Origin of the sequence: Nocardioides marinus, from assembly GCF_013408145.1 — a bacterium.
Lineage (GTDB): Bacteria > Actinomycetota > Actinomycetes > Propionibacteriales > Nocardioidaceae > Nocardioides > Nocardioides marinus.
The window spans coordinates 3086414-3112667 of the sequence record NZ_JACBZI010000001.1; the positions used below are offsets into that span (position 1 = coordinate 3086414).

The window sequence follows — 26254 nt, forward strand, 5'->3', positions numbered from 1 at the left end:
TGCCGGGCATGCGGATCGTCGCCGCGCGCCCCCACCCCGACCTGGTGCGCCTGCCCTGGTCGACCCCGCTCGAGGAGTGGGGCGACGACGTCGTGGTGCCGCTGCCGCGAGGGTTGTCCCGGCACGTCGTGCGCATCGTGCGCCAGGGCGGCCGGGTGTACGCCGTCAAGGAGACCGTCGAGGACATCGCCTTCCGGGAGTACCGCACCCTGCGCGACCTGCACCGGATGGGCCTGCCCGCCGTGGTGCCGCTGGGGGTCGTCACCGAGCGCACCGACCCCGACGGCGAGCCGCTGCCGGCCTGCCTGCTCACCGAGCACCTGCGCTTCTCCCTGCCCTACCGCAGCCTGTTCAGCCACGGCGCCACCGCGCAGAACCTCCCCTCGCTGGTCGACGCGCTCGTCGTGCTGCTGGTGCGGCTGCACCTGGCCGACTTCTACTGGGGCGACGTGTCGCTGTCCAACGTGCTGTTCCGGCGCAGCGCGGGCGGGTTCGCGGCCTACCTCGTCGACGCGGAGACCGGGGAGCTGAAGGACCAGCTCTCCGACCGATTGCGCGAGCACGACGTGACCGTGGGCACCGAGAACGTCTTCGCCGAGCTGCTCGACCTGCAGGCCAGCAACGCCGTCGCCGGGGAGGTCGAGGCGCACGAGGTCGTCGAGCTGCTGCAGCGCCGCTACGACGAGCTGTGGGGCGAGCTGACCGGGCAGGAGGAGTTCACCACCGAGGAGATGTGGCGCATCGGCCAGCGCATCGAGCGCCTCAACGAGATGGGCTTCGACGTCGAGGAGCTCGACATCGTCACCGACCTCGACGGGGACAAGGTCCGCATCCAGCCCCGGGTCGTCGAGCTGGGCCACCACCGGCGCGAGCTCCAGGCCCTGACCGGGCTGGACGTGGAGGACGCCCAGGCCCGGCGCCTGCTCAACGACCTGGCGTCGTACACCGCCCACCACGACCTGGGCCGCGAGGACCGCGGCATCGTCGCCTCACGCTGGCTGACCGAGATCTACGAGCCGGTCACCTCGATGGTGCCCACGGACCTGCGTGGACGGCTCGAGGCCGCGGAGTTCTTCCACGAGGTGCTCGAGCACCGGTGGTACCTCTCCGAGCGGGCCGGCCACGAGGCCGACATCTTCGACACCGCGCAGGACTACATCGACACCGTCCTGCGCTCCAAGCCCGACGAGGCGCTCGCCGCCGAGTGAGGCCCACGCCGGTCGCTTTGCGGGGCGGTTTCACCACCCGGGTGGTGAAACCGGCACTTGCCTCATGAAGTTCCGGTCGACAAGCGACAGTTTCACGAGACCAGCGCCCCTCGGCGCCACTGCCGGAGACGGCCCGCCAGGTGCCCACATCGCCTCCGCGCAGCCACGTCGTCCACCTGCACCCCACGATCGCCCCCAGTTGGGCATGCAAGACCGCAGGCTCACGCACATGGTGATGGAGCTCGTGGACCCAGACGGCATTCTGCTTCGCCGCGACGTGATCTCGGCGGGCTACGACGACAAGGCACTGCGAAGACAAGTGGTCGGAGGCGCCTTGAGGCGCATCCGACACGGCGCCTACTGCCTGGCCTCCCTCTGGGAGTGCTCGACGCAGGAGCGGCGACATCTCCTCTTGGTGAAGGCGGTGTGCCGCCAGTACGACGAGGACGTTGCTGTTTCACATGCCAGTGCCGTCCTCTGGTGGGGTGCACCGCTGGTGAGCGTGCGACCTGAGGCCGTGCACCTCACGCACCTCGACGGAGAGGCCGGCCGGCACCAGGCCGGGATCGTCCACCATCGCGGGGCCTGTCTCGTGAACGACGTGAGCCGCGTCGCTGACCACTGGGTGACGAGCCCGACCCGCACCGCCTTGGACAGTTGCCTGACGCTGCCACGCCCCTCGGCACTCTGCGTGCTGGACTGGTTCCTCCATGAGGGACTCACCACCACCGACGAGTTGCGGCAGAGGGCCATCGGCATGGGGAGGTGGCCAGGCTCGCTTCCCCTGATGCACCTTCTCGCCTTGACGGACCACCGCGCCGAGTCACCCGGTGAGACGCTGACCCGTCTGCTGATCCACGAGAGCAACCTCCCGGACCCGGTCTCTCAGCTCGACATCACCGGCACCGACGGGCGCTGGCTGGCTCGCGCCGACTTCGCGTGGCCGAACAAGATGGCCCTGCTCGAGTTCGACGGCCTGCGCAAGCTCACCAGCGACCTGCGGGACGGCGAAACGGCACTCGACGCCGTCGTACGCGAGAAGCGGCGCGAGGACCGCCTCCGCGAGGCTGGCTGGCTCGTCATCAGGATCACTTGGGACGACGTAGTACGCCACCCTGCCAGGACCATCGAGCGGATCCGAGCGTTCTTGGCGATGGCCGATGCCCGACCCGTTGCTGGGTGACCGAAACTGCCGCTGGTCTCATGGAGTTCCGGTCGACCAGAGCCTGTTTCACCACCCGGGTGGTGAAACAGGCGCCTGGCTAGGGCTTACAGACCCGGCAGGGCGTGAGGTGGGCGGCGTCGGGGCCAGCGGGACGCAGGTCGTCGCGGTGGGCGACGAGCGAGCAGTCGCGGCGGTGCAGGGTGGTGCCGTCTCCGGCGACGACCGGGAGGGCCGCGGCGTCGGTGACGGGGGCCGAGACGGCGGCGGCGCGCGAGGTGACGTCGGCGAGCACCAGCAGGGTGTCGGCGAGCCGCTTGGAGGACTCCCGGCCGTCGTCGGCGAGCCGGGCCAGCCACGCCCCGAAGTAGAGGAACCCACCGGTGAAGGTCAGGCCCAGGCCCAGCAGACCACCCGAGACGAGGTAGGAGATCTGGTCGTACTCGTACGGCGTGTTGGCAGCGCCGTACCAGCCCAGCACGATCACCACGAGACCCAGCGGCAGCAGCACGGCGCCGGCCCAGAAGAGCACGACCTGCAGCAGCCGGTAGTTGTTGTTGACCAGCGGGGCCGCACCCGTGCCGCGCGACCCGGCGCGCGGCATGGCGGCGCCGGCGCCGAGGCGGGACCCGGAGGCGGGGGCGGAGACGGTGGTGTCGGTCATCGGGGACTCCGTTTCGAGCAGGGGGACGAGGAGGGGCGGGAGGGTCAGGCCTTGCGGAGGTCCGGCAGGCCGGACTCCAGGCCGTGGGCGCAGCTGACTCCGCCCCCGAGGGCGAGCAGACCGAGCCGGCGCAGGTAGGACCCCAGCACGGTGGCGCCGAGGATGCCGCCGAAGAACAGCGCCCCGGGGATGGAGAACAGCTCGGGCAGGCCCGCTCCGACCGGACCGGCGTCGGTGAGCGTGCCGGTGTCGCCGATGGCGGGCTCGCCGCCCGACGGGGCCGGGTCGCTGGCCGGCAGGTCGCCCCCGCCGGTCCCGAGGTCGCCGCCGGACCCGGCACCCGATCCGGTGTCGACGGGGCTGCTCGGGTCGTTGTCGGTGTCGCCGGGGTCGACGTCCGGGATCTCGATCTCCGGGCTGGTGTCGACCACCGCGCTGGCGTTGCCGAGGGTGATGACGAACTTCGGGGAGAGGTTCAGCGCCGCACCGAGCAGGCTCTTGAGCTGGCCGGCCTCCTCGGGGAAGGGCAGCCCCGCGATCGCGTCGGCGATCGCGTCGATCGGGAGCCCGCCGTTGATGAGCTGGGTGCGCAGCACCGTGGCGTCGATGACGACCTGCAGGCCGCCGACGGCGACCGTGCCCTTGTCGCCCTCGCGCTCCTCGGTCGGCTGGGGCAGCAGCAGCTGCACGCCCAGCGCCTCGAGGGCCTGGTTGGGGTCGGCCGGGAGACCGGGGAGGTCCTGCGGGGTGCCGGCGGCCTCGAAGCCGTCGGTGCCGTAGCGGAACCGCTGACCGGCGATGGTGAGCGTGCCGTAGTCGGTCACGCCCTTGACCACGGCCTTGTCGCCGTCGCTGGTGGTACGCGCGGTGGAGACCATCCCGTCGAGGGTGATGATGCCGCCGAGCAGGCTCACCTCACCGACCGCCGAGCGGGAGACCGCCTTGACGCGCTCGACGCCGTCGTCGTCGACGCCCCGGGTCACCGTCGAGCTGGCGCCGATGCCGCCGACGTCGACGACCGCCGCGAGCTGCGCGGGGATCGGGCACTCGACCTCGTCCTCGGCCGCCTTGACGCCCTTGGCGCCCTTGGCGCCCGCAGTGCCCTTGGAGCCCGCAGCGCCCTTCGCGCCCTGGGCACCCGTGCCCGGCAGCGCGCCGCCGGTCAGTGTCGTGACGGTCTGGTCGAGCGTCGAGGCGAGCGACTGGCCCAGCCCGGGGATGCCCGGGAACGGCAGGTCCGGCAGTCCGGGCAGGCCCGGGATCGGGCCCTCGTCCTCGCCGCCCTCGCCGCCCTCGTCGGCCGGCGCCGCGTCGGGCTGCCCGAGCCGGCAGTCGGTGGAGTACCCGGCCAGGGCCGTGGTCTTCTCCGCCGAGGCGCTGGTGCGCGAGATGCTGCCGGGGAAGTCCTCGCTGGACTCCGAGGCGGGCCCGGCCGGGTGGTTCGAGTTCACCTGCACCGGGTAGCCCTGCTCGGCGATCGGGCCGGCGAGCTCCGGCGGCAGGCCGAGGTTCTCGACGATGGTCTTGAAGCCCTCGCCGACCGCGTCGCCGGGCCAGAAGTACGACGCCCGACCACGCGAGGTCGAGGAGTCGGCCTTGACGATGGAGTAGCCGAGGTTGAACTCGGCCTGCGGGCTCGCCGGGATCGGGATCGTCGGCTCGAAGATCTCCACCCGGACCGGCGTGGCCATGGTGGTGGCGGCGTACCCGGCGAACTCAGGGTCCGCGGCGCGCACCGCACCGGCGACGGCGGAGACCGATCCCGCGGCGACGGGACCTGCGGCCGGGGCCGCGGAGCCGGTCGTGACCGGCAGCGCCAGCGAGACCAGCGCGGCGGCCGCGAGGCCGGCCCCGAACCGGACGGCCGGGCGGGTGGTGGATGTACGTCGGCCGCTCATGCGGCACCTCCCAGGATGACGTCGGACATCGTCTCGAGGATCTCGCCGGGCTCGCCGGTGGCGACGACGCGCCCACCCGACATCACCGCGGCGTAGTCGGAGATCTTCAGCGCCGTGCGGGCGAACTGCTCGATGCACAGGATGGAGACGCCGGTCTCGGTGATCCGACCGACGGTCTCGTAGAGCTCGTCCACGATCAGTGGCGCGAGACCCATGGACAGCTCGTCGAGCAGTAGCAGCGCGGGGTCGGAGGCCAACGCCCTCGACATCGCGACCATCTGCTGCTCGCCACCCGACATGGTGCCGGCGAGCTGCTTGCGGCGTTCCTTGAGCCGGGGGAAGTAGGCGAACGCGGTCTCGAGCACGGCCTCGGCCGGCACCCCGGCGTACGACATGAGCAGCAGGTTCTCCTCGACCGTGAGGTTCGGGAAGACCGAGCGACCCTCGGGGATGGTGCACAGGCCCAGCCGCGCGAGCTCCTCGGGACCGGAGGCCTTGACGTGCACCCCACCGAGGTGGATGTCGCCGGAGGTCTGCTTCTTCTGACCCGAGATCACCTTCACGAGCGTGGACTTGCCCGCGCCGTTGGGCCCGAGCAGCGCCATCACCGCACCCTTGGGCACGACCAGGTCGACGCCCCGCAGCACCTCGATCCGGCCGTAGGCCGCGTGCAGGTCGACGATCTCGAGGATCGGCACACCGCTCATGCCTCGGCTCCTTCCCGGACCGCCGGGATCACGAGTGTGTCGTCAGTCACAGCCGGCAGGTCAGTCACAGTGTGGCCCTCATCGACGCCGTCCTCGTCGGAATAGCCGAGATAGGCCTTCTGGACCGCCGGGTCACGGCGGATCGCGGCCGGGTCGCCGGAGGCGATGATCGAGCCGAAGTCGAGGACGTGGATGGTGTCGCAGACCGCCATCACCAGGTCCATGTCGTGCTCGACCATGAGGATCGCCCGCCCCTCGGAGGCCAGGTCGCGCAGCAGGTCGCCGAAGGCGTCGGTCTCGGTCTCGTCCAGACCCGAGGACGGCTCGTCGAGCAGCAGCAGCTTGGGGTCCCCGGCCAGGCAGCGGGCCAGCTCGAGCAGGCGTGCGGTGCCGGTGGGGATGGAGTCGGCGCGCTCGTTCGCGTACGCCGCGATCCCGACCCGCTCCAGCAGCGCGTCGATGTCCTTGCCGCGACCGCCGCCGGGCAGCAGACCGGCCAGCACGCCGCGGTGGATGTCGGCGGCCACCCGCACGTTGTCGCGCACCGACAGCGAGCCGAAGGCCTCCAGCCGCTGGAAGGTGCGGCCCATGCCGCGCTTGGAGCGCCGGTGCACCGGCATGGACGTGACGTCCTTGCCCTGGAAGCGCACCTTGCCCCGGGTGGGTCGCTGCAGCCCGGAGATGACGTTGAAGCAGGTGGTCTTGCCGGCGCCGTTGGGCCCGATCAGGCCGGTCACGGTGCCGGGGTCTGCGGTGAAGCAGGCCTCGTTGACGGCCGTCACGCCACCGAACTGGACGACCACGTGGTCGACCTCGAGCAGCGGGCCGCCGCGGGGGTCGGCACGGTGGCCGCCGCCCTGGGGGACAGGACTACTGGACACCAGCGGTCTCCTTCCGGCCGTCGGTCCCGTCGGGACCTGGGGCACCGCCGAGTCCGACGGTGTCGAGGGTGTGGTCGGCCTGGGCGTTGGCGTCGTGCTCGGCCCGGGCCAGCTCACGCATGCCGCCGAGGGATCCGCCGGGCACCGGGAGCACCGGGATCCGCTCACGGACCCGGGTGCCGTAGCGGCGGTCGAGCATGTTGCCGAGGCGGAAGAGCTGGTTGGCCAAGCCGTTGGGGTCGCGGGCCAGCAGGATCGCGCCGACGGCGATGACGACGAAGAACAGGCCGGCGATGCCGGGGTAGTCGGCCTGCAGGACCGGCAGCATCATCAGGCCGATGCCGCCCAGGGCGGCTCCGGTGACCGAGGTGACCCCGAAGACCACGGCCAGCAGCAGCAGCGTGAAGGAGCCGAAGAACTGGAACTCGGCCGCGCCGACGGTGCCGCGCAGGCCGGCGTACAGCGCTCCGGCCACCCCGGCCATGCCGGCGGAGACGGCGAACAGGCCGACGCGGAACCAGCGCTGGTCCAGCCCGAGCGTGCCGCAGGCCGCGGGGCTGTCGCGCAGCGCGACGAGCATCCGGCCCAGCGGACCGGCCCGCACGACGAGCAGCCCCAGGCCCATGACCACGAAGAAGAGCGCCATGACCCAGACGTAGGCGCCGGTCGTCTCCACCTGGAAGGTGAGGATGGAGAGCCGCTCGGCGTTCAGCGAGCCGTTGAAGCCGAAGGCGAAGTCGGCCTGGAAGATCATCTTGTCCATGATCACCGCGAAGGCGAGCGTGGCCAGCGCGAGGTAGAGACCGGTCAGCCGGATCACCGGCAGCGCCACCAGGGCACCCACGCCGGCGGCCACCAGACCGGCCATCAGCACGCCGAGCAGGTTGGGCTGGTCGACCTTGACGTAGGCCAGGGCACCGACCCCGACGAAGGTGATCTGCGCCAGCGACACGTGCCCGCCGTACCCGGTCAGCAGCACCATGGAGAGCATCACGATCGCGTACGTCGCCGCGGTGCCGACCAGGAGCAGGTTGGCCTCACTCATGCCGCTGGCCAGCAGCATCACGCCCAGCAGCAGCGCACCGGACCAGCCCAGCGCCTTGAACGGGCTGGGCAGCGGGGCCGAGACGATGCCCTTGACCTGGCCGATGCGCAGCTGCGCCTGGGGCATCGCGACGATCACGGCGAAGAGGAACAGCGCGGGCACGACGTTGCGCACCGAGTTGAGCAGGCCCTCGGTGGGCAGGTAGCCCGAGGCGTAGGAGGTGATCAGGCCCAGCGACATCGCGCCGACGAAGGTCAGCGGCAGGTTCTTCAACCGGCCCAGGATGGCCGCGGCGAAGGCGTTGATGACCAGCAGGAGCAGGGCGTAGTAGTCCAGCCCGATCGTGGAGACCAGCAGCACGCCGGCCAGGGCGGCCAGCGACGTACCGATCGCCCAGGAGAGCGCCGCGACCCGCTCCGGCTGGCCGCCGAAGAGCTTGAGCAGCTCGGGGTTGTCCACCGAGGCCCGCATGGCGGTGCCGATGCGGGTGCGGTTGAGCAGGGCGTACAGGCCGATCGCGACGACGAGGGACAGCACGATGGTGAGGACCTGGTGGGCGGTGATGAAGAAGCCGAAGATCTCGTAGGAGGTGCCGGCGAAGAAGGGCTGCACCGAGCGCGCCTCCGGCGGCCAGACCTGCTGGGCCAGGCCCAGCGTCGCCACCAGGATCGCCACGGTCACCACCAGCGACACCGACACCGGGGCATCTCCCAGGCCGCGGGCGACGAAGCGCTGGAGGAACCAGCCGATCGCCGGGGCCACCACCAGCAGCACCAGGGCCAGCGCCAACGGCGTCGGCATCCCCTGGCGGACGCTGAAGTCCCAGAACACGAAGGACAGCAGCATGCCCAGCGCACCGTGGGCGATGTTGAACACCCGGGTGGTGGAGTAGGTCAGCACCAGCCCGGAGGCGGCGATGGCGTACGCCGCGCCGGAGACCAGACCGAAGACGGTGAAGGCGAGGAAGGAGCTCATCAGTTGACCTCGGTGATTCCGGAGCAGGTGTACTTGGTGCCGCCGATCGGCACCCACTTGCCGCCCTTGACCTCGACGAAGCGCCAGCAGTCACCGGTGCGCTTCGGGCCGACCTCCTGCGGGGAGTGCAGGCCGTTGGCGGTCCACTTCGTGACCCCGCGCATCGCCTGGATGAGCGCGGGCCGGGTGAGCTTGCCGCCGAGCTCGCTGGCCTGCTCGACGAAGAGCCGAGCCGCGGACCAGGCGAAGAGCCCGAAGAAGTCGGGCGTGGCTCCCGGCTTCGTCTGCTGCAGCCACTGGAGGTAGAGCTGCATCTCGGCGTTGCTCGAGGCCTCCTCGAACGGCACGAAGTTGATGAAGGCGACCGTGCCCTCGGCCGCGCTCCCGGCGCCCTTGAGGTAGTCGGGGTGGTAGGCGGTCGGGTCGACCACGTAGACGTCTGGCTTGTAGCCCTGCTGCTGCATGGTCTGGGCGAGACGGACGTACTGCGGGATGCCCCCGAGGAACTGCACGTGGCGGGCGCCGTTGTTCTTCAGGCCCTGGACGTAGGGGGCGTAGTTGAACTCCGCGGTGTCCACGCTCTGCTCGTAGACGAACTTCATCCCGCGCGCCTTCATCGCCTTGGGCTGGAGCTGGCCGTTCTCGCCGGCCGCACCGGCGTTGAGGTAGACCATCGCGGCATTCTGCGCGGCCTCGGGGAAGGTCTTCTTCAAGAAGTCCGGCACGGCGTTCTGGAACTGGTTGGCCACGGTGGACTGGGCACCGAAGCAGCTGCTGCACGAGGAGCGCGCTCCCGTGACGGCGGTCGAGCGGATGTCGGGCAGCCCGCAGTCGTCGGCGGTCTTCGCGCCGCCGGAGTCGAAGGCCGACATGGAGCCGACCGCGGCGAAGACGTTGTCGCACATGTCGACGTAGTTGCGCTGGTCGGCGCTGGCGTCGGTGCGGCTGTCGTAGTTCTTCAACGCGAGCGAGCGGCCGCAGATGCCGTCGGGGTTGCTGCGGTTGTAGTAGGCGACGAATGCCTTCACCGCGTCCTGGGCGGACTCGAAGAGCCCGGGCACCGGGCCGGAGATGTCCGAGGCGTTGCCGATGGTGATGGTGTCGTTGCTGATGCCGGTGGAGTTCTTGAAGCCGTCGCAGCTGCCGGTCGGGATCGGCTCCTCGGAGTCGTCGCCGCCGGAGGACCCGCTGCCCGAGCCGCTGCCCGAGCCGGAGGAGCCGCCGGAGCCGCTGGAGCCCGTCGACCCACCGCCGGTGGAGCCGGTGCTGCCGCCGGTCGAGCCGTCGACCGAGCCGCTGGTGCCACCGTCGGCGCTGATCACCTCGCCGTCGGCCCCGACCACGACCCCGCCGGAGCCGACGGTCCCGCCGGCCACGGCCACCTCGTTCGGGTCGAGCTGGGAGCCGCAGGCGGCCAGGAGCAGGGCCAGGCCGGACGCGGCGATCGTCATCGACGTACGCCGGGCGCGGGGGGCGAAGCGGGGGGACCGCACGACGGTCACCTGACCTCCAGGGGTGAGAACTAGAACGTGTCCTACTGGGTAACGACCGCCACATCGGAAGGTGACGCGTCGCACACATGCAAAGGTGTGCCGCCCCGACTCGTATAGACCGTCTCGACTGGTGGAACACGTTCTAGTTCTTCTCGGTCGCGGGGCCGGCTCAAAGTGTCAGAGGACTGACAGATCGCTGGTCGCGGCCCTACTGTGCGGCCATGAGCCCGCTGCCGCCCCAGCACGTCGTCGACTCCGCCCTGGACTCCCAGTCCCGCCCGGTCCCCTACCCCCGACCGGCTCCGGGTGCCCCCAACGTGCTGATGATCGTGCTGGACGACGTGGGCTTCGCCCAGCTCGGCTGCTTCGGCTCGGGCATCTCGACCCCCCGCATCGACGAGGTCGCCCAGCAGGGTCTGCGCTACCAGCGCTTCCACGTGACCGCGGTGTGCTCCTCCACCCGGGCGGCGCTGCTCACCGGACGCAACCACCACGCGGTCGGGATGGGCGTGACCGAGGAGGCCGCCCTCGGCTTCCCCGGCTACACCGGGCGGCTCCCCCGCAGCGCTGCGACCCTGGCCCGGGTGCTGAGGGACACCGGCTACAACACGATGGCCGTCGGCAAGTGGCACTTGGTGCCGCGCACCGAGACCTCGGCCGCCGGCCCCTTCGAGCGGTGGCCGCTCGGCGTCGGCTTCGAGAAGTACTACGGGTTCCTGGGCTCCGAGACCAGCCAGTGGGCGCCGGAGCTGGTGCGCGACAACCACCACGTCGACCCGCCGGCCACGCCGGAGGAGGGCTACCACCTGACCGAGGACCTGGTCGACGAGACGATCCGGATGATCCAGGACCAGCAGCAGGCCACGACCCGCAAGCCCTTCTTCGCCTACCTCGCCACCGGGGCCGCCCACGCCCCGCACCAGGTGGCGCCGGAGTGGGTCGAGCCCTACCGCGGCGCCTTCGACCACGGCTGGGAGGCCTACCGCGAGGAGGTGTTCGCCCGCCAGGCCGCCGCCGGGGTGGTGCCCGAGGACACCGTGCTCACGCCCCGCCCGGCGTGGGTGCCGGAGTGGTCCACCCTCTCGGCGGACCAGCAGCGGCTCTACGCCCGCTACATGGAGGTCTTCGCCGGGTTCATGTCCCACACCGACCACCACCTCGGCCGGCTCTTCGACTTCCTCGAGGAGATCGGGGTCGCCGAGGACACCGTCGTGATGATCCTGTCCGACAACGGCGCCAGCGCCGAGGGCGGCCCGACCGGCACCCCCAACGAGGCGGCCGGCTGGATCGGCCTGCAGCCCGACGAGGAGACCGCGCTCGGCCAGATCGAGGACCTCGGCGGTCACGACGCCTCCAACCACTACCCCTGGGGCTGGGCCTGGGCGGGCAACACCCCGCTGCGGCTGTGGAAGCGCTACTCCTGGCTGGGCGGGGTCCGGGCGCCGCTCGTGCTGCGCTGGCCCTCGGCGGTGCCGGACCCGGGTGCCGTGCGCGGGCAGTTCACGCACGCGGTCGACCTGTTCCCGACCATCATCGAGGCCGCCGGCGCCACCGTCCCGGACGCCGTGGACGGCGTGGACCAGCAGCCCGTGGACGGCACGTCCTTCCTCGCCAGCCTGCGCGACGGTGACGCTGCCGAGCACCGACGGATGCAGTACTTCGAGATGATGGGCTCGCGCAGCCTCTACCTCGACGGCTGGAAGGCGGTGACCGACCACGTCGCCAACCAGTTCGGCGAGCGTGAGCACCTCACCGGCAGCTTCGACCACGCCACCGACACCTGGTCGCTCTTCGACCTGCGCACCGACTTCTCCGAGCACCACGACCTCGCCGCCGAGCACCCCGACCTGGTGCGGCGGATGGAGGGGTTGTGGTGGGCCGAGGCCGGGCGGAACCAGGTGCTGCCGCTCTTCGAGTTCCCGAACTCCATGCTGCACCTGCACCCCGGCGAGTTCCCGCCCCCGCCTGAGGCGACCTACCGCCCCGGTGGCTCGCCGGTCATCGAGCCGATGCTGCCGGCGGCCGGAGGTGGGTTCTCGCTGCGTGCGCACCTCGACGTGCCGGACGCCCACGCCGAGGGCGTGCTCGCCGCCATCGGGGACTCCCAGGGCGGCTGGGGGCTCTACCTGCTCGACGGCCGCCCCACCGCCTGCTTCGCGCTGCTCGACCACACCGACCGGGTGCAGTCCGAGGTGGCCGTGGGGCCGGGCAGCCACGTGGTCGGGCTGGACTTCCGGCCCGCCGACGCCGACGGCCCGCAGCGCCTGGACCTCAGCATCGACGAGGAGGTCGTGGCGACCGGCACGGTCCGCGGCACGTTCTTCCTCCCCCAGCTCTCCTCGGCCGCCGTCGGGCTCACGATCGGGCACGACCGCGGCCTCCCGCTGTGCTCGGACTACGCCACCCCGTTCCCGTTCACCGGCGACCTGGATCGCGTGGTGATGCGCAGCGGCGCGGCCGCGACCTTCGAGGTCCCGACCGAGGAGAAGCGGGTCCGGGCCGCCATGTCCGGGGACTGAGGTGAGCGCCGTCGACCCGACCGACGCCGGTGGCGCGTCCGCGGGTCCCGGGCCTGGCCCCGGGGCCGGTCCTGCGACTGGTGCCGGGGTCGGCGCGACCTCGCCCGGCCCACCTCCGGGCCGTCGCGAGCGGCACAAGCGCAGCACCCGGCAGGCCCTGGAGGAGGCCGCGCTCGTGCTCTTCGCCCGCGACGGCTTCGACGCGACGACGGTGGAGGCGATCGCCGAGCGCGCCGAGGTCTCTCCCCGCACCTTCTTCCGCTACTTCGCGGCCAAGGAGGAGGTGCTCGACATGGGCTGGGCCGAGCGTCGCGAGCGACTGGCCCGCCTGGTGCGCGAGGCACCCGCGGACGCCGACGACCTGGCCGCCGCCGTGAGCGCGCTCCAGGGGATCGCCATCGACTTCGAGGCCGAGCGGCACCGCGTCACCCTGCGGGCCGCCGCCGTCGCGACGTCCTCGGCGCTGCGCGGCCGCACCACCGACACGCTCACCGCCTGGGAGATCACCCTCGCCCGCGGGCTCGCCGCGCGCCGCGGGCTCGGCGAGCCCGACGAGCAGGCCGGCGTCGCGGCCGCGGTGGCCGTCGCGCTGTGGCGGTGGGCGATCCGGCAGTGGGCCGGCACCCCGGGGGCCGGTACGCCGGGGACGGCTGGTCCCGCGCCCGATGCGCCCGGCGGCGTACCCCTGCGGGAGCTGCTGCAGCGCGCCACCGGCCACCTCACCGACCGCCCCACCGACTACTGAGGTCCTGCGGCCGACGGCGCGGGACCCGCGGCTGGTGCGTCAGCTGACGGTGGTGATCCCGTTGCAGGTGTACTTCGTGCTGCCCAGCGGGACGAACTTGCCGCCCTTGACCTGGATCAGCCGGAAGCACTCGCCGGTGTGCTTGGGCCCGACGCGCTGCGGGGCGTGCAGGCCGTTGGCGGTCCAGTTGTCGGTCTTGCGGATCGCGTCGACGAGGCTCGCGCGGTTCAGGTCCCCGCCGAGCTTGGCGGCGGTCTCGACGAACAGCCTCGCCGCGGACCAGGAGAAGACGCCGAAGAAGTCCGGGGTCGCGCCGGGCTTGGTCGCCTGCAGCCAGTCGAGGTAGAGCTTCGTCTCGGGGCTGGAGGAGGCCTCCTCGAAGGGCACGAAGTTCATGTAGATCGTCACGCCCTCGACGTCCTTGCCGCCCTGGGAGATGAAGTCCGGCTCGTAGGCCGTGGGGTCGATCATGAACACGTCCGGGTCGTAGCCCTGCTGCGTCATCGCCTGGGCCAGACGCACGAACTGCGGGATCGCGCCGGTGATCTGGACGTAGCCGACGCCCTCGTCCTTGAGCTGCTGGACGTACGGCGCGTAGTTGAACTCCGAGACCTCGATGCCGCGCACGACGGTGAAGCGCATCCCGCGCTTGGTCATGGCCTTGGGCTGCAGCTGGCCGTTCTCGGCGGCGGCGCCGGCGTTGATGTAGAGCGAGGCGGCGTTCTGGGCGGCGTCGGGGAAGTTCTTCAGGACGTGGTCGGCCACCACGTTGTTGACCTCGCCGGCGATCGTCGACTGTGCACCGAAGCAGGTCGCGCACTTCTGCCGCGCCCCGGTGACACCGGCCGAGCGGAGGTCGGGCAGCCCGCACTCCTCGGTGACGGCGGCACCGCCGGAGTCGAAGGCCGACATCGAGCCGACCATCGCGAAGACGTTCTCGCAGGCGTCGACGTGGTTGCGCTGGTCGGTGGGGTCGTCGGTGCGGGAGTCGTAGTTCTTCAGCACCAGCGTGCGCCCGCAGATGCCGTCGGGGTTGGACTTGTTGAAGTAGGCCACGAAGGCCTTGGTGGCGTCCTGGGCGGACTCGAACAGCCCCGGCACCGGACCCGAGATGTCCGAGGAGTTGCCGATGGTGATCGTGGTGTCGGTGATGCCCGGGCCGTTCTTGAACCCGTCGCAGGAGCCGGCCTTGACCGGCGGACCGTCGGGACCCTCCTCGGGACCGGGGTCTGAGCCGTCCTGGGGGCCGGGGCCGGAGTCCGAGCCGGTGTCGCCCCCCGACGTGTCACCCCCACTCGTGGTCCCCGGGTCGGTGCCGGTGGTGACCGGCATGCCGTCGTCGCCGGTGACGACCGGCTGTCCGTCGGCGCCGACCACCACGCCTCCCCCGCCGGTGGTGCCACCGGCGGCCACCACGTCGCCGGGGGCGAGCTGGGAGCCGCAGGCACTGAGCAGCAGCATGGCGAGCGCGACGGAGGCCGTCGCGACCCTGGTGCGGGACCGGGACACCGGACCTCCTCGTGGACGCGTTGGCTGCTCAACGACCCACGGGGGCCGAGGTGACGCAGGTCACGAGAACAAGTTCTAGTCCGTGTCCCGATGGGTCCCACCCCGCCGAACCGGCGTATTGATACGCCGGCTCGGCACGACAGGCACGTCGAACCGGCGTATTGATACGCCGGCTCGGCACGACAGGCACGCCGAACCGGCGTATTGATGCGCCGGCTCGGCGTCAGTCGATGTCGTCGCCCGGGTCGGGCGAGCTGCCCGGACGCGACGGGCCGGTCGCCGGGCCGGAGTCGGGGCGCTGGCTCGGGGTCGGGAGCTCCACGTCGGGCGCCGCCTCCTCCGGCCGGGTCAGCTCGGTGTAGTCCCCGAGGTCCCACCGGCCGTTGGTCTGCAGGAAGACCGCCTGCAGGCCCACCGGGCGCCCCTCGCGGTAGGTGACCAGCGTGATCTGGGCGACCCGACGCGGCTTGCTGCCCAGCGCGAAGGCGTACGCCGCCCCGCCGGTGGTGCCCATCGTGTAGCGGTAGCCCACCTGGCCCTCGGGGCCCGTGATCGCCTCCGGACCCTCCTCGACGTGCAGGTGCCCGCCCAGCACCAGGTCCGCGCACCCGCGGGTGAGGGTCTCGGTGGCGAGGTTGACGTCGTGGACCAGGACCGTGCCGATCGGCTCCCCGTCCTCACCGGCCTCGCAGGCGACGTCGGCCAGCCGGCCGCCCACCTCCTCGAAGGACAGCCCGGTCTCGTCGCGCCAGCTGCCCAGGCCGCTCGAGCGCGGGTCGGCGACCCCCAGCAGCGTGCTGCCGCCGGGACCCTCGACGACCTCGCCGTCGAGCATCGTCCAGCCGTGCTCGGCGAGGTAGTCGGCCACGAAGTCGCCGTTGTCGTGGTTGCCCGCGACACCGAACCGGTCGTAGCCCTCGAAGGCCGCGCTGACCGAGTCCAGCGAGAAGGCCTCCCAGGTGCTGCCCGTGGAGGTGTCGTCGCCGCCGTCGTAGACCGCGGTGGCCCCCACCCGGTCGCCGACGGCGCGCGCCACGCGGTCCATGCCGATGTTGTCGTGCCGGTCGGAGACGAAGACGACGACGGTCTCGTCCTCCTCGGGCATCCGCAGCTCCAGCGTGCCCGCCTCCTCGGCGGCATCGGCGTAGAAGCCGCGGGACTTCTCGTAGGTGTTGACCGCGCTCTCGACCAGGCGGCGGGTCTGGTTGGTGGTCACGTCACCGCGGACCTCCACCCCGACCAGCTCCTCGGGCACGGGCACGTCGTCACCCAGGAACTCCGCCAGCGTGACCCAGGTGCGGTCGTCGTCGACCTGGTCGACGTCGGGGGTCCACGGCTGCCACCACGCCACCCCGACCGCCGCCACGGCGGTGACCGCGACCGCGCCGCGCCGGGTGGGTACGCCGCGGAGCAGCTCGCGCCGGCGCGCGGACCCGACCAGCACCCACACCAGCACCGGCACCGCCCCCACGGCGGCACCGCGCAGCGCGGCCCGGGTGGCCATGTCGACGACCGCCTCCTGGACCCGGGCCTGGGCGCCCTCGGGGCTCGAGGCGATCACGGCGTAGCGGTCGACCAGCTCCTCGGTGGAGGTCGCGTCGGTCTTGCCCAGGGTGATGTCGACACCCAGCGGAGCACCGGAGCCCAGGCGCAGGTCGGGCAGCACCGGGCCGGTGCGCACCACCACGTGGCGGCTCAGCGTCGGTTGGACGACCGCGTCGTGGCTGGCCAGGGTCAGCTCGCGGGAGGACCCGAGGAACAGCGTGAGCCCGGCCAGGACCGCCAGCCCCGCCCAGGCACCGAGCAGCGCCAGGCCGTGCAGCCCCCGGCCGGTGCGGTGCAGGAGCGTGCGGCGCGGTCGGGCCGGCCCGCCGTGGGCCGGGGCGGCGCCACCGTCGGGGGTGGGGCCCTCGGTCCCCGGTGCGCCGGACTGGGTGGGGCTCACCCCGGTCAGTCCCGCGCTCTCGCCACGGCGTACAGCGCGACGCCGCAGGCGACACCGGCGTTGAGCGACTCCACGGAGTTGGCCATGGGGATCGAGACGAGCATGTCGCAGGTCTCCGCGACGAGGCGGGAGAGCCCGTCGCCCTCGGAGCCGACCACCAGCACGAGCGGCCCGTCGGCGAGGTCCAGGGCGGGCAGCTCGACGTCGCCGTCGGCGGCCAGGCCGACGACCATCAGGCCGGCCTCCTGGTAGGCCTTGAGCTGACGGGTGAGGTTGACGGTCTGGGCGACCGGGATGCGGGCGGCGGCACCGGCGCTGGTCTTCCACGCGGCGGCGGTCATGCCGGCGGCGCGACGCTCGGGGATGACGACGCCGTGGGCACCGAAGGCGGCCGCGCTGCGCACGGCGGCACCGAGGTTGCGGGGGTCGGTGACCGAGTCGAGGACGACGATCAGCGGCTTCTCGCGCGCCTCGGCGGCCAGCTCGAGCAGGTCGTCGGGGTGGGCGTACTCGTAGGCCGGGATGCGCGCGGCGAGGCCCTGGTGGACCGCGCCCTGGGTGAGCCGGTCGAGCTCGTAGCGGCTGACCTCCAGCAGGCTGATCCCGCCGTCGGCCGCGAGCTGGAAGGCCTCGCGCAGCCGGTTGTCGCGCTCGGCGCCCTCGGCCACGTAGATCGCGTTGACCGGCACGCCCTCGCGCAGCGCGTCGACGACCGGGTTGCGCCCGGCGATCCACTCGGCGTCGTTGGTCTTGCGCCGGGGACGCTGGCCGGCCTTCTCGGCGCGCTTCGCGGCCTTGTGGGCCGCGTGGTACGGGCGGTCCTTGGCCTTCGGGGTCGGGCCCTTGCCCTCGAGACCACGGCGCACGCGGCCGCCGGACCCGGCGGTCGGGTTGCCCTTCCCCGTCTTCTTGATCGCGCCCTTGCGCTGGCTGTTACCTGCCATCAGGCGAGGCTCCACTTCTGTCCGTCGGGGGTGTCGGTGATCTCCACGCCGGCCTGCTTGAGCCGGTCGCGGATGGCGTCGGCGGTCGCGAAGTCCTTCTCGGCGCGCGCCGAGGCGCGTTGGTCCAGGAGCCCGGAGACCAGGGCGTCGACGACGGCGGTGAGCCGCTCGTCGCCGCTCGCGGCCGGGCCCCAGGCGGGGTCGGCCGGGTCCAGGCCCAGCACGTCGAGCATCGCGCGGACCGAGGCCAGGGTGCCGCGCAGCGCGGTGGGGTTCGCGGTGCCGAGGAGCTTGTTGCCCTCGCGCACCACCTCGTGCAGGGCGGCGACCGCCGCCGGGGTGCCGAGGTCGTCGTCCATCGCCTCGACGAAGTCCGCGCACGAGATCCCGGGCTCGGGCAGCTCGCCGAGCTCCTCGACCGCACGCTGCACGAAGGCCTCGATGCGCCGGAACGCGACCGCCGCCTCCCCGAGCGCCTCGAAGGAAAACTCGACCATCGAGCGGTAGTGCGCGGCGACCATGTAGTAGCGCAGCTCGATGCCGCGGTGCTCCTGGAGCACCGAGGGGATCAGCAGGCTGTTGCCGAGGCTCTTGGACATCTTCTCGCCGGCGGTGGTGATCCACGCGTTGTGCATCCAGTACGACGCGAAGCCGTGACCGGCCGCGCGGGACTGGGCCAGCTCGTTCTCGTGGTGGGGGAAGCGGAGGTCGACCCCGCCCCCGTGGATGTCGAAGGCCTGCCCGAGGTACTTGCCCGCCATCGCGGAGCACTCGATGTGCCAGCCGGGACGCCCCGGGCCCCACGGGCTCGGCCAGGCGGCGGTCTCCGGCTCGGTCGCCTTCTTCCACCCCTTCCACAGCGCGAAGTCACGAGGGTCCCGCTTGCCGCGGGCTTCGGCGTCCTCGGCCGCCTCCATGTCGTCGATCCGCTGGTGGGTCAGCTCGCCGTACTCCGGCCAGCTGCGCACGTCGAAGTAGACGTCACCCGAGCCGTCCTCGGCGGCGTACGCGTGGCCCCGGGCGATGAGGTGCTCGATGAGCTCCAGCATCTCGGGGACGTGCCCGGTGGCGGCTGGCTCGTAGGTCGGCGGCAGCACGTTGAGCGCGGCGTAGGCGCGGTCGAGCTCGCGCTTCATCTCGTAGGCCAGGTTGTACCAGGGGCGCCCCTGGGCCGCGGCCTTGGTGAGGATCTTGTCGTCGATGTCGGTGACGTTGCGGATGAAGGAGACCTCGAGGCCGCGGTGGGTCAGCCAGCGTCGCAGCACGTCGAAGTTCACCGCGGAGCGCACGTGACCGACGTGCGGCTCGGACTGGACGGTGAGGCCACAGACGTAGACCCCGACCTTCCCCTCCTCGAGGGGGACGAAGTCACGGACCTCGCGGGTCGCGGTGTCGTACAGCCGGATGCTCACCCGCCCATCGTAGGGACGCCCGGGCCGTGGGGCCGAACCCTCGCGCGCGGGGCCCGCGCCCGCGACCCCTTGACCACCCCCCGCGCGACCTGTGACGGATGTGACGGGAGTGACGTACCCTCGTGCGGTGCGTCGCCTGCTTCCCTCCCTGCTCCCCGGCCTAGTGCTCACCCTGGCCGCCCCCTGGGCGCCGGTCGTCCTCGCCTCCGGGGCGCCGGCCGAGGCCCGTGCGGCCGGCAAGATCCAGAGCGACCTGACCGGCTGGACCGGCGAGCAGCTCGTCGACGGGCGCACGGCAGGCACCGTCGTACGCCGGGGTCGGGTGTTCCTGAAGAGTCCCGTCACCACGACGCGGGTCGACGGCACGACGTACGACGTGGGGCGCTGGGTCTCGCGCTGGGCCCGCCCCGGGTTCGGGTTCACCGAGCTCGTCGCGTCGTGGGAGGCCAAGACGCCGGGCGACTCGATGATCGAGGTCGAGGTGCGAGGACGCGACGCCTCGGGGCGCAAGAGCTCGTGGGACAGCCTGGGTCGCTGGGCCTACGGCGACAGGTACTCCGAGCGCACCAGCCTCGGCAGCCAGGACGACGACCTCGCCCGGGTCGCGACCGACACCTGGCGCACGGCCTCCTCGGCCGGCCTGGAGCGCTGGCGGCTGCGGGTGTCGCTGCTGCGGCGTACCGGTGCGAGCACCAAGCCCCCGAGCGTCGGCCACGTCGCGGCCACCACGTCGCGGCGCCCCTCCAGCAGCCCGGCGACATCCAAGCCCGGCAAGGTCGCCCGGGCGGGCGGCGCCGTGCTGGACGTGCCGCGCTACAGCCAGATGGTCCACCAGGGGCACTACCCGCAGTGGGGCAACGGCGGCGAGGCGTGGTGCTCGCCCACCTCGGTGTCGATGGTGCTGGGCTACTACGACGCGCTGCCGAAGGAGAAGGACTACGCCTGGGTCCCCGAGGGCCACGCGGCCCCGTGGGTCGACCACGCCGCGCGCTCGACCTTCGACCACGGCTACGACGGCACCGGCAACTGGTCCTTCAACGTCGCGTACGCCGCCCGGCTGGTCGGCCGGGCCGACGTCTCCCGCCTGCCGGACCTGCGCGCGGTCGAGCGGCTCGTGGCCGACGGCGTGCCGGTGATCGTCTCGATCGCCTTCGGGTCCGGCGAGCTCTCCGGCGCCCCGATCAGCGCCTCGAACGGCCACCTCCTCGTGGTGGTCGGCTTCACCGCCGACGGTGACGTGGTCGTCAACGACCCCGCCGCGGACTCCCCCGCCGGCGTGCGCCGCACCTACGACCGCGGCCAGCTCGAGCGCGCGTGGCTGGACGCCTCCACCGGCACCGCCTACGTCCTGCGCGACTGACCCTCGGGTGGTCGAGCGGCGAGCGCCAGCGAGCGGGCGTCGAGACCTCCCGGCGACCGATCAGGCCCCGTAGCCGCCGTCGACGTCGAGCTTCTGGCCGGAGATGAAGCCGGCGCGGTCGGAGGCGAGGAAGCAGACCGCCTCGGCGACGTCGTCGGCGGTGCCGAAGGTGCCGAGCGGGATGTTGCGGCGGGTGACGTCGAGGGCCTCCTGTGAGAGCTCGCCGGAGCCGATGAGCCGGGCGGCCATGCCGTCGGTGAGCATCCCGGGGCCGACCGCGTTGACGCGTACGCCGTAGCGCCCCTCCTCCACCGCCAGGGCGCGGACCATCGCCTCGACGGCCGCCTTGGGTGCCGAGGAGAGCCCGTCGCGCTTGGGGAAGCGGGTGGTGGCGGCCGTCGTGACCGCGACGACCGCGCCGTGGCTCTCGCGCAGGGCCGGCAGCGCCGCGCGGACGACGGTGAAGAACCCGCCGGCGTCGTCGTGCAGCTGGGCGGCCATCTCCTCCGCGGAGACCCGTCCGAGGTGGACCATCGGCACGTGCGGCCCGGCCGCGTGCACGAGCGTGTGCAGCCCCCCGTGCTCGGCGAGCACGTCGGCCACGACCCGCGCGGCCTGCGCGGCCGCGTCGGGCGAGCCCAGGTCGAGGTGGTGGGAGGCCACGCCCTCGGCCGGCGTACGACGGTGGGTGACCGCGACCGTGGCACCCCGCTCGGCGAGCATCGCCGCGACCCGTGCGCCGATGCCTCCGTTGCCGCCGACGACCAGCGCCGCCCCGCGGCGGCCGGCGAAGTCCTGCCCGGGCGCGGTCATGCCGACTCGGCGGAGAAGTCGACCAGGTCGTGGCCCGTGGCCCCATCGGGGAGCACGTCGCGCTCGACCGGGGTCTGCACGACCCCGTCGGCGTCGGTGGCGCGCACCCGCAGCAGGTGGTCGCCGGGGCCGACGTCGATGGTGCCGCCCCACTGCACCCAGGTGTCGGCGCTGGGGACCCGCCCCAGCTCCATCGGCTGCCAGGGCCCGCCGTCGAGGGAGACCTCGACGGCGGAGATGCCGGTGTGCTGGTGCCAGGCGACGCCGCCGACGCGGAGCGGGCCGGCGGCCACGGTGGTGCCGGAGCGCGGCACCTCGATCCGCGAGGCGGTCTTGACCGGGCCGAGCTCGCCCCAGCCGCGCTGGGTCCAGTAGGCGTCGACGTCGGAGAACCGGGTGACCTCCATGTCCACGACCCACTTGGTCGCCGACACGTACCCGTAGAGGCCCGGCACGACCGTGCGGACGGGGAAGCCGTGCTCGATGGGCAGCGGGCTGCCGTTCATCGCCAGCGCCAGCATCGCGTCGCGGTCGTCGGTCAGGGCCTCGAGCGGCGTGGCGCAGTTCCAGCCGTCCTTCGAGGTCTGCAGCACCGCGTCGGCACCGTCGAGCACGCCGGCCTCCGCCAGCAGGTCCGCGGTGCGCACGCCGCTCCACCAGGCGTTGCCGACCAGGGGTCCGCCGACCGGGTTGCTCACGCAGCACAGGGTCACCCAGGCGTCGGTGAGGCCCCGGTCGAGCAGGTCCTGGTAGCCCAGCACGACCTCCCGCTCGACCATCCCGTGGATGCGCAGCGACCAGTCCGAGGGCTCGATGGCCGGCACCACGATGGCGGTGTGGATCCGGTAGAAGTCCTCGACCGGGGTCTGCCAGGGGCTGAGCCCGGGCACGTCGGGGTGGGCACCCACCGGGACCCGGGGCGCCCGCACGTCCAGGCGCAGCAGCCGCCGGGTCTCCTCCACGTGCCGTCGCCCGCTGCCGACGAGCCGACCGGCGACGCCCGCGACGACCGCGGCCGCACCGAGCAGCCCGGCACGCACGAGGAACTGCCGCCGACCCCGTGCGTACGCCGCCGCGTCGGTCGGGCCGGGCTCGGACCGCGGCGGCGCCTCGGCGCGCCGCAGCGGCTCGGTCAGCAGGGACAGCACGACCAGCCAGGTGACGTAGCCGACCGCCACGGGCAGCAGGTCCACGCCGGACCAGTCGGACGAGAGCAGCACCGCGACGGCCGCCAGCGTGGCCATCAGCGAGTAGACGAGGACGGGCACCCACCACCGGCGACGGGCCCAGGCACCGACGTACCAGAAGAGCACGACGGTGAGGACCGCCATGACCGAGAGCAGGAGCGTCTTGTTCCAGGCGCCGAGGAACTTCAGCGCGAAGGCGACCACCGGACCCGGCGTGGACCGCACCACCAGCTCCGCGATCGCCACGACGGGCGCCTCGCGGATGGTGAGCACCATCGCGGCGGCGTAGCTGGTGAGCATGCCGGCCGCTCCGGCCACGAGCCCCGCGAGCGGCCACACGAGGGCGCGCTGCTGGGGCGTGGGTCGGGGAGCCATGCCGCCATCATGACGCAGGGTGCTCCACCGACCGGGACGGCAGGTGTGACGGTCCGGTGACGACTACCCTCCCCGGGGTGAGCGACCGATCCCCCCTGGTCTTCCCCCGCGTCGGCCTCGGCACCGACGTCCACCGGCTCGTCCCCGGCGTGCCCCTCCACCTGGCCGGCCTGGCCTGGCCGGAGGAGACCCACGGCCTCGAGGGGCACTCCGACGCCGACGTCGCCGCCCACGCCGCGTGCGACGCGCTGCTGTCCGCCGCCGGCCTGGGCGACCTCGGCTCGAACTTCGGCACCAGCGAGCCGGAGTGGTCCGGCGCCGCGGGCTCCACGCTGCTGGCCGAGACCGCGAGCCGGGTGCGCGCCGCCGGCTTCGAGATCGGCAACGTCGCGGTGCAGGTGGTCGGCAACCGACCCAAGATCGGTCCCCGCCGGGCGGAGGCCGAGGCCGCGCTCTCCGCCGCCGTCGGGGCCCCGGTCACGGTCAGCGCCACCACGACCGACGGGCTCGGCCTCACCGGCCGCGGCGAGGGGGTCGCCGCCATCGCCACCGCCCTCATCGCCCCCACCGCACCGGAGGTGCCCCGATGACCGCCGCCACCCACAGCCTCCTCGCCGACGACGGCGCCCGGCTGCACGTCACGACCTACGGCCGCGAGGACGCCCCCGTCACGCTGCTGCTGGCGCACTGCTGGACCGCCGACGAGCAGGACTGGCACTACCAGGTGCGGCACCTGCTGGCGACCTACGGACCCGACCTGCGGCGGGTCACCTGGGACGCCCGCGGCCACGGTCGCTCCGAGGTCGCGCCGGAGCGCGACTGCACGGTCTCGCGGCTGGCCCGCGACCTCGGCCACGTCGTCGACGCGTACGCCGGCGAGGCACCGCTCGTCCTGGCCGGCCACTCGATCGGCGGCATGACGATCATGGCGCTGCCCGAGGAGCGGCCCGACCTGGTCGGGCGCGTGGCCGGCCTGGTCCTCGTGGCGACCTCCTCCGGCCACCTCGACACCGTCACCCTGGGACTGCCGGAGATGGGTCCGTTCCTGCGCGCCCGGCTGCCGCGGGTCCTCGCGACCCGGGCTCGGCTGCTCAGCCGCGCCGAGCGGCGTCGTACCCCCTCGATCGAGCGGATGATCGTCAACCGCTTCCTGATGGGCTCGCCGCTGCGGCTGCGCGACGCCGGCCTCGTCGTCGACCAGCTCGTCAGCTGCTCGCCGGCCACGATGTCGGGCTTCTACCGCGACATCATGGGCCACGAGCGCACCGCAGGGCTGAAGGCCTTCGACGACGTCCCGACGACGGTGATGGTCGGCAGCGCCGACGTGCTCACCCCGCCCGCGCACGCCCGCCGGCTGGCCTCGGCCATCTCCGGGGCCCGGATGCTGGTCCTGCCGGGCGCGGGCCACTACCTGCCGCTGGAGCGTGACGAGGCGGTCTCGGCCGAGCTCGTGGCGGCCGTCGAGCGGGCCCGGGCGGCCGGCTGATCGGCACGGTTCATCGGCCGGCTCAGGCGGCGTCGGCCTTCCGGTGCCCGATCTGGACGACCCCGTCGACCACCCGCACGTCGTACGCCGGCACCGAGACGTGCACGTCGTCGAGGCACTTGCCGGTGCGCAGGTCGAAGCCGTGCCGGTGCAGCGGGGACGCGACGAACGGCACGTCGCCGCGGCGGCCCACGATGCCCTTGGCGATCATCGAGGCCTTCGCGAACGGGTCGTGGTTGCCCAGCGCGTAGACCGTCTCGTCGGGCATCTTGAAGATCGCGACCGCCTGCCCGTGGACCAGGGCGGTGGCACCGCGCTCGACCTCGAGCTGGTCGAGCCGGCACACGGCGTGCCACTCCTCGGTGTCACGCTGCCGAGGGGTCATGGCCGTCCTCCCGGGGACACCCCGCGGACCGCACTGCTGCCGTGGCGCATCGGACCTCCTTCGCGATCCGAACGTAGGAGGCGCCGGGTACCACCGAGGTTTCTGCATGTAACAGCCGTGAAAACTCCTCCCGGGGCTGCCCGTTACCCTGCGCCGGTGACCTGCCCCGCGCCCGCGACCCCCTCAGCAGCGCCGGTCCCGCCGCGGCCCGGCGTGACCGTGGTCGTGCTCGGCGCCGGGGCCGGCAACCGGGTCGGGGCAAGGGTCAACAAGGTGCTGCTGCCGCTGGCGGGGCGGCCGCTCCTGGCCTGGTCCCTCGCCCACGCCCTGGCCGCCACGGGCGTCGACCGGGTGGTCGTGGTGACCGCGCCCGCCGAGCAGGACGAGGTCGCGTCCGCGCTGTCGGCGTACCTCCCGGCTGACGGCGGCCCCGAGGTGGCGCTGGTCCCCGGCGGTTCCTCGCGCCACGGCTCGGAGTGGGCCGCGCTGCGGGCGGTCGCGGGCCACGTGGAGGCCGGACGCACCGACGTCGTGGTCGTCCACGACGGAGCCCGGCCCCTGGCCGCGCCCGCCCTCTTCGACGCCGTGGTCGCCACCGCCCGCCGGCACGGCGGCGCCCTGCCCGCCACGCCGACCCACGCCCTGGTGGGCGCCGACCTCACCTCCGTGGCGCCCGGGCTCGTCGGCGTCCAGACCCCGCAGGCCTTCCGCGCCCGCCCGCTGCTGGCGGCCTACCGCGCCGCCGAGCACGACGGCTTCGAGGGCACCGACACCGCCGCCACCTTCGAGCGGTACGCCGGGCTGCCGGTCGTGGCCGTGTCGTCGACCGCGGCCAACCTCAAGGTCACCTGGCCCGAGGACCTCGCCCTGGCCGAGGCGCTGCTCAGCGCGCGGTGAGCGCCTCGAGGACGCGCACGTCGTCCTCGTCGCCGACCCGACGCCCCTCGGGCGGGGCCTGCATCGTGAGCACGGGGTAACGGGCGGCCAGCTCGGTCGCCAGGGTCGCGAAGTCGGTGCTCGGCAGCCCCTCCAGGGCCGCCACGACCGAGGCGGGCAGCACGATCGGCGAGGTCACCTGGCGCACCGTCTCGCGGTCCACCGTGCCCTCGACGACACCGTCCTCGTCGACGCTCTTGAGCGTGTCGGTCACGGGGCGTACGCCGACGACGACCGCCTGCGTCGCGGCGCACCGCTCCACGCACGCGGCGATGAAGTCCGCGGGCGTCATCGGGCACAGGGGGTCGTGGAGCACCACCGGCTCCTCGGCCTCGACCAGCGCGGCCCACCCGGTGCCGAGGTCGACCTGGGTGACCCCAGCCTCCCCGAGCGCCCAGGCCGCGCAGGCGACCAGCGCCTCGCCGTGCAGCAGCACGAAGGGCAGTGACCCGCGATCGGTCTCGACCACGACCCCGAGCGATCCGTCCTCGTCGTACAGCACGTCCTGCACGCTAGCCGCCCCGCGGACGTCATGCGGAGCGGACGTCCCCTCCCGCTGCTCGTATGACGTCCCAGGCCCCGGAACAGCACGAAGCCCCCGGGGC

Annotated in this window: 22 protein-coding genes; 8 read left to right on the top strand and 14 right to left on the bottom strand. The window is 73.0% G+C overall.

Annotated features, from left to right (window positions below; genetic code table 11):
* Positions 1-8 precede the first annotated feature (8 nt).
* Positions 9-1208, top strand: coding sequence for a DUF4032 domain-containing protein (locus BKA05_RS14660; protein ID WP_179532083.1), 1200 nt, complete (start codon positions 9-11; stop codon positions 1206-1208).
* Between the two features lie 229 nt (positions 1209-1437).
* The gene (locus BKA05_RS14665) at positions 1438-2391 is read left to right on the top strand and encodes a type IV toxin-antitoxin system AbiEi family antitoxin domain-containing protein (RefSeq protein WP_179532084.1); all 954 of its coding nucleotides are present in this window, start codon (positions 1438-1440) and stop codon (positions 2389-2391) included.
* A gap of 79 nt (positions 2392-2470) precedes the next feature.
* On the opposite strand, the gene BKA05_RS14670 is transcribed toward BKA05_RS14665, so the two are convergent.
* From BKA05_RS14670 to BKA05_RS14695, 6 genes are read right to left on the bottom strand one after another with little or no spacing between them, the layout of a single operon-like run.
* On the bottom strand, positions 2471-3034 hold the full coding sequence (locus tag BKA05_RS14670; RefSeq protein WP_179532085.1) for a hypothetical protein: 564 nt from the start codon (positions 3032-3034) through the stop codon (positions 2471-2473).
* Between the two features lie 44 nt (positions 3035-3078).
* A complete protein-coding gene (locus BKA05_RS14675) occupies positions 3079-4932 on the bottom strand; it encodes a choice-of-anchor P family protein (protein WP_179532086.1) in 1854 nt (617 codons plus the stop codon).
* Positions 4929-5639, bottom strand: coding sequence for an ABC transporter ATP-binding protein (locus BKA05_RS14680; RefSeq protein ID WP_179532087.1), 711 nt, complete (start codon positions 5637-5639; stop codon positions 4929-4931). The genes BKA05_RS14675 and BKA05_RS14680 overlap by 4 nt, the downstream gene beginning before the upstream one ends.
* Complete coding sequence (locus tag BKA05_RS14685; RefSeq protein ID WP_179532088.1) at positions 5636-6520, bottom strand: ATP-binding cassette domain-containing protein; 885 nt, start codon at positions 6518-6520, stop codon at positions 5636-5638. Before BKA05_RS14685 ends, BKA05_RS14680 begins: the two co-directional genes overlap by 4 nt.
* Entirely contained in the window at positions 6510-8540 is a 2031-nt protein-coding gene (locus BKA05_RS14690) for an ABC transporter permease (protein ID WP_179532089.1), read from the bottom strand. Before BKA05_RS14690 ends, BKA05_RS14685 begins: the two co-directional genes overlap by 11 nt.
* On the bottom strand, positions 8540-10033 hold the full coding sequence (locus BKA05_RS14695) for an ABC transporter substrate-binding protein (protein WP_179532090.1): 1494 nt from the start codon (positions 10031-10033) through the stop codon (positions 8540-8542). Before BKA05_RS14695 ends, BKA05_RS14690 begins: the two co-directional genes overlap by 1 nt.
* 221 nt (positions 10034-10254) lie before the next feature.
* Here BKA05_RS14695 and BKA05_RS14700 point away from each other — a divergent pair, with 221 nt between their 5' ends.
* Both BKA05_RS14700 and BKA05_RS14705 read left to right on the top strand, forming a co-directional pair.
* Complete coding sequence (locus BKA05_RS14700) at positions 10255-12552, top strand: arylsulfatase (RefSeq protein WP_179532091.1); 2298 nt, start codon at positions 10255-10257, stop codon at positions 12550-12552.
* 1 nt (position 12553) lies between these two features.
* Entirely contained in the window at positions 12554-13297 is a 744-nt protein-coding gene (locus BKA05_RS14705; protein ID WP_179532092.1) for a TetR family transcriptional regulator, read from the top strand.
* A gap of 39 nt (positions 13298-13336) precedes the next feature.
* Here BKA05_RS14705 and BKA05_RS14710 read toward each other — a convergent pair whose 3' ends face one another.
* The 4 genes from BKA05_RS14710 to cysS all read right to left on the bottom strand — a co-directional run bounded on the left by BKA05_RS14710 (position 13337) and on the right by cysS (position 19107).
* Positions 13337-14806 (bottom strand): ABC transporter substrate-binding protein, encoded by a 1470-nt coding sequence (locus tag BKA05_RS14710; protein ID WP_179532093.1) that lies wholly within the window; start codon positions 14804-14806, stop codon positions 13337-13339.
* 223 nt (positions 14807-15029) lie between these two features.
* Positions 15030-16751, bottom strand: coding sequence for a metallophosphoesterase (locus BKA05_RS14715; protein WP_179532094.1), 1722 nt, complete (start codon positions 16749-16751; stop codon positions 15030-15032).
* Between the two features lie 5 nt (positions 16752-16756).
* Positions 16757-17695, bottom strand: a complete 939-nt coding sequence (rlmB, locus tag BKA05_RS14720; protein ID WP_179532095.1) for a 23S rRNA (guanosine(2251)-2'-O)-methyltransferase RlmB — start codon at positions 17693-17695, stop codon at positions 16757-16759.
* Complete coding sequence (gene cysS, locus BKA05_RS14725; protein WP_179532096.1) at positions 17695-19107, bottom strand: cysteine--tRNA ligase; 1413 nt, start codon at positions 19105-19107, stop codon at positions 17695-17697. The genes rlmB and cysS overlap by 1 nt, the downstream gene beginning before the upstream one ends.
* A gap of 127 nt (positions 19108-19234) precedes the next feature.
* Between cysS and BKA05_RS14730 the strand changes: the two genes are divergently transcribed.
* A complete protein-coding gene (locus BKA05_RS14730) occupies positions 19235-20467 on the top strand; it encodes a C39 family peptidase (RefSeq protein WP_179532097.1) in 1233 nt (410 codons plus the stop codon).
* A 60-nt stretch (positions 20468-20527) separates the two neighbouring features.
* Here the strand turns inward: BKA05_RS14730 and BKA05_RS14735 are convergent, their stop codons facing one another.
* Together BKA05_RS14735 and BKA05_RS14740 are read right to left on the bottom strand one after the other, a co-directional pair.
* Positions 20528-21280, bottom strand: a complete 753-nt coding sequence (locus BKA05_RS14735; protein ID WP_179532098.1) for an SDR family NAD(P)-dependent oxidoreductase — start codon at positions 21278-21280, stop codon at positions 20528-20530.
* Complete coding sequence (locus tag BKA05_RS14740; protein ID WP_179532099.1) at positions 21277-22842, bottom strand: molybdopterin-dependent oxidoreductase; 1566 nt, start codon at positions 22840-22842, stop codon at positions 21277-21279. Before BKA05_RS14740 ends, BKA05_RS14735 begins: the two co-directional genes overlap by 4 nt.
* Positions 22843-22919: 77 nt before the next feature.
* On the opposite strand from BKA05_RS14740, the gene ispF reads away from it, so the two are divergent.
* Positions 22920-23432, top strand: coding sequence for a 2-C-methyl-D-erythritol 2,4-cyclodiphosphate synthase (ispF, locus tag BKA05_RS14745; protein WP_343045695.1), 513 nt, complete (start codon positions 22920-22922; stop codon positions 23430-23432).
* Positions 23429-24328 (top strand): alpha/beta fold hydrolase, encoded by a 900-nt coding sequence (locus tag BKA05_RS14750; protein ID WP_179532100.1) that lies wholly within the window; start codon positions 23429-23431, stop codon positions 24326-24328. Before ispF ends, BKA05_RS14750 begins: the two co-directional genes overlap by 4 nt.
* A gap of 22 nt (positions 24329-24350) precedes the next feature.
* Here BKA05_RS14750 and nirD read toward each other — a convergent pair whose 3' ends face one another.
* On the bottom strand, positions 24351-24713 hold the full coding sequence (gene nirD / locus BKA05_RS14755) for a nitrite reductase small subunit NirD (protein ID WP_179532101.1): 363 nt from the start codon (positions 24711-24713) through the stop codon (positions 24351-24353).
* Between the two features lie 156 nt (positions 24714-24869).
* Here nirD and BKA05_RS14760 point away from each other — a divergent pair, with 156 nt between their 5' ends.
* On the top strand, positions 24870-25610 hold the full coding sequence (locus BKA05_RS14760; RefSeq protein WP_343045696.1) for an IspD/TarI family cytidylyltransferase: 741 nt from the start codon (positions 24870-24872) through the stop codon (positions 25608-25610).
* On the opposite strand, the gene BKA05_RS14765 is transcribed toward BKA05_RS14760, so the two are convergent.
* Positions 25597-26160 carry a 2-C-methyl-D-erythritol 4-phosphate cytidylyltransferase gene (locus BKA05_RS14765; protein ID WP_343045697.1) on the bottom strand — a complete coding sequence of 188 codons (564 nt, stop codon included), beginning with the start codon at positions 26158-26160 and terminating at the stop codon, positions 25597-25599. The two genes, BKA05_RS14760 and BKA05_RS14765, sit on opposite strands and share 14 nt — an antisense overlap.
* Positions 26161-26254 lie beyond the last annotated feature (94 nt).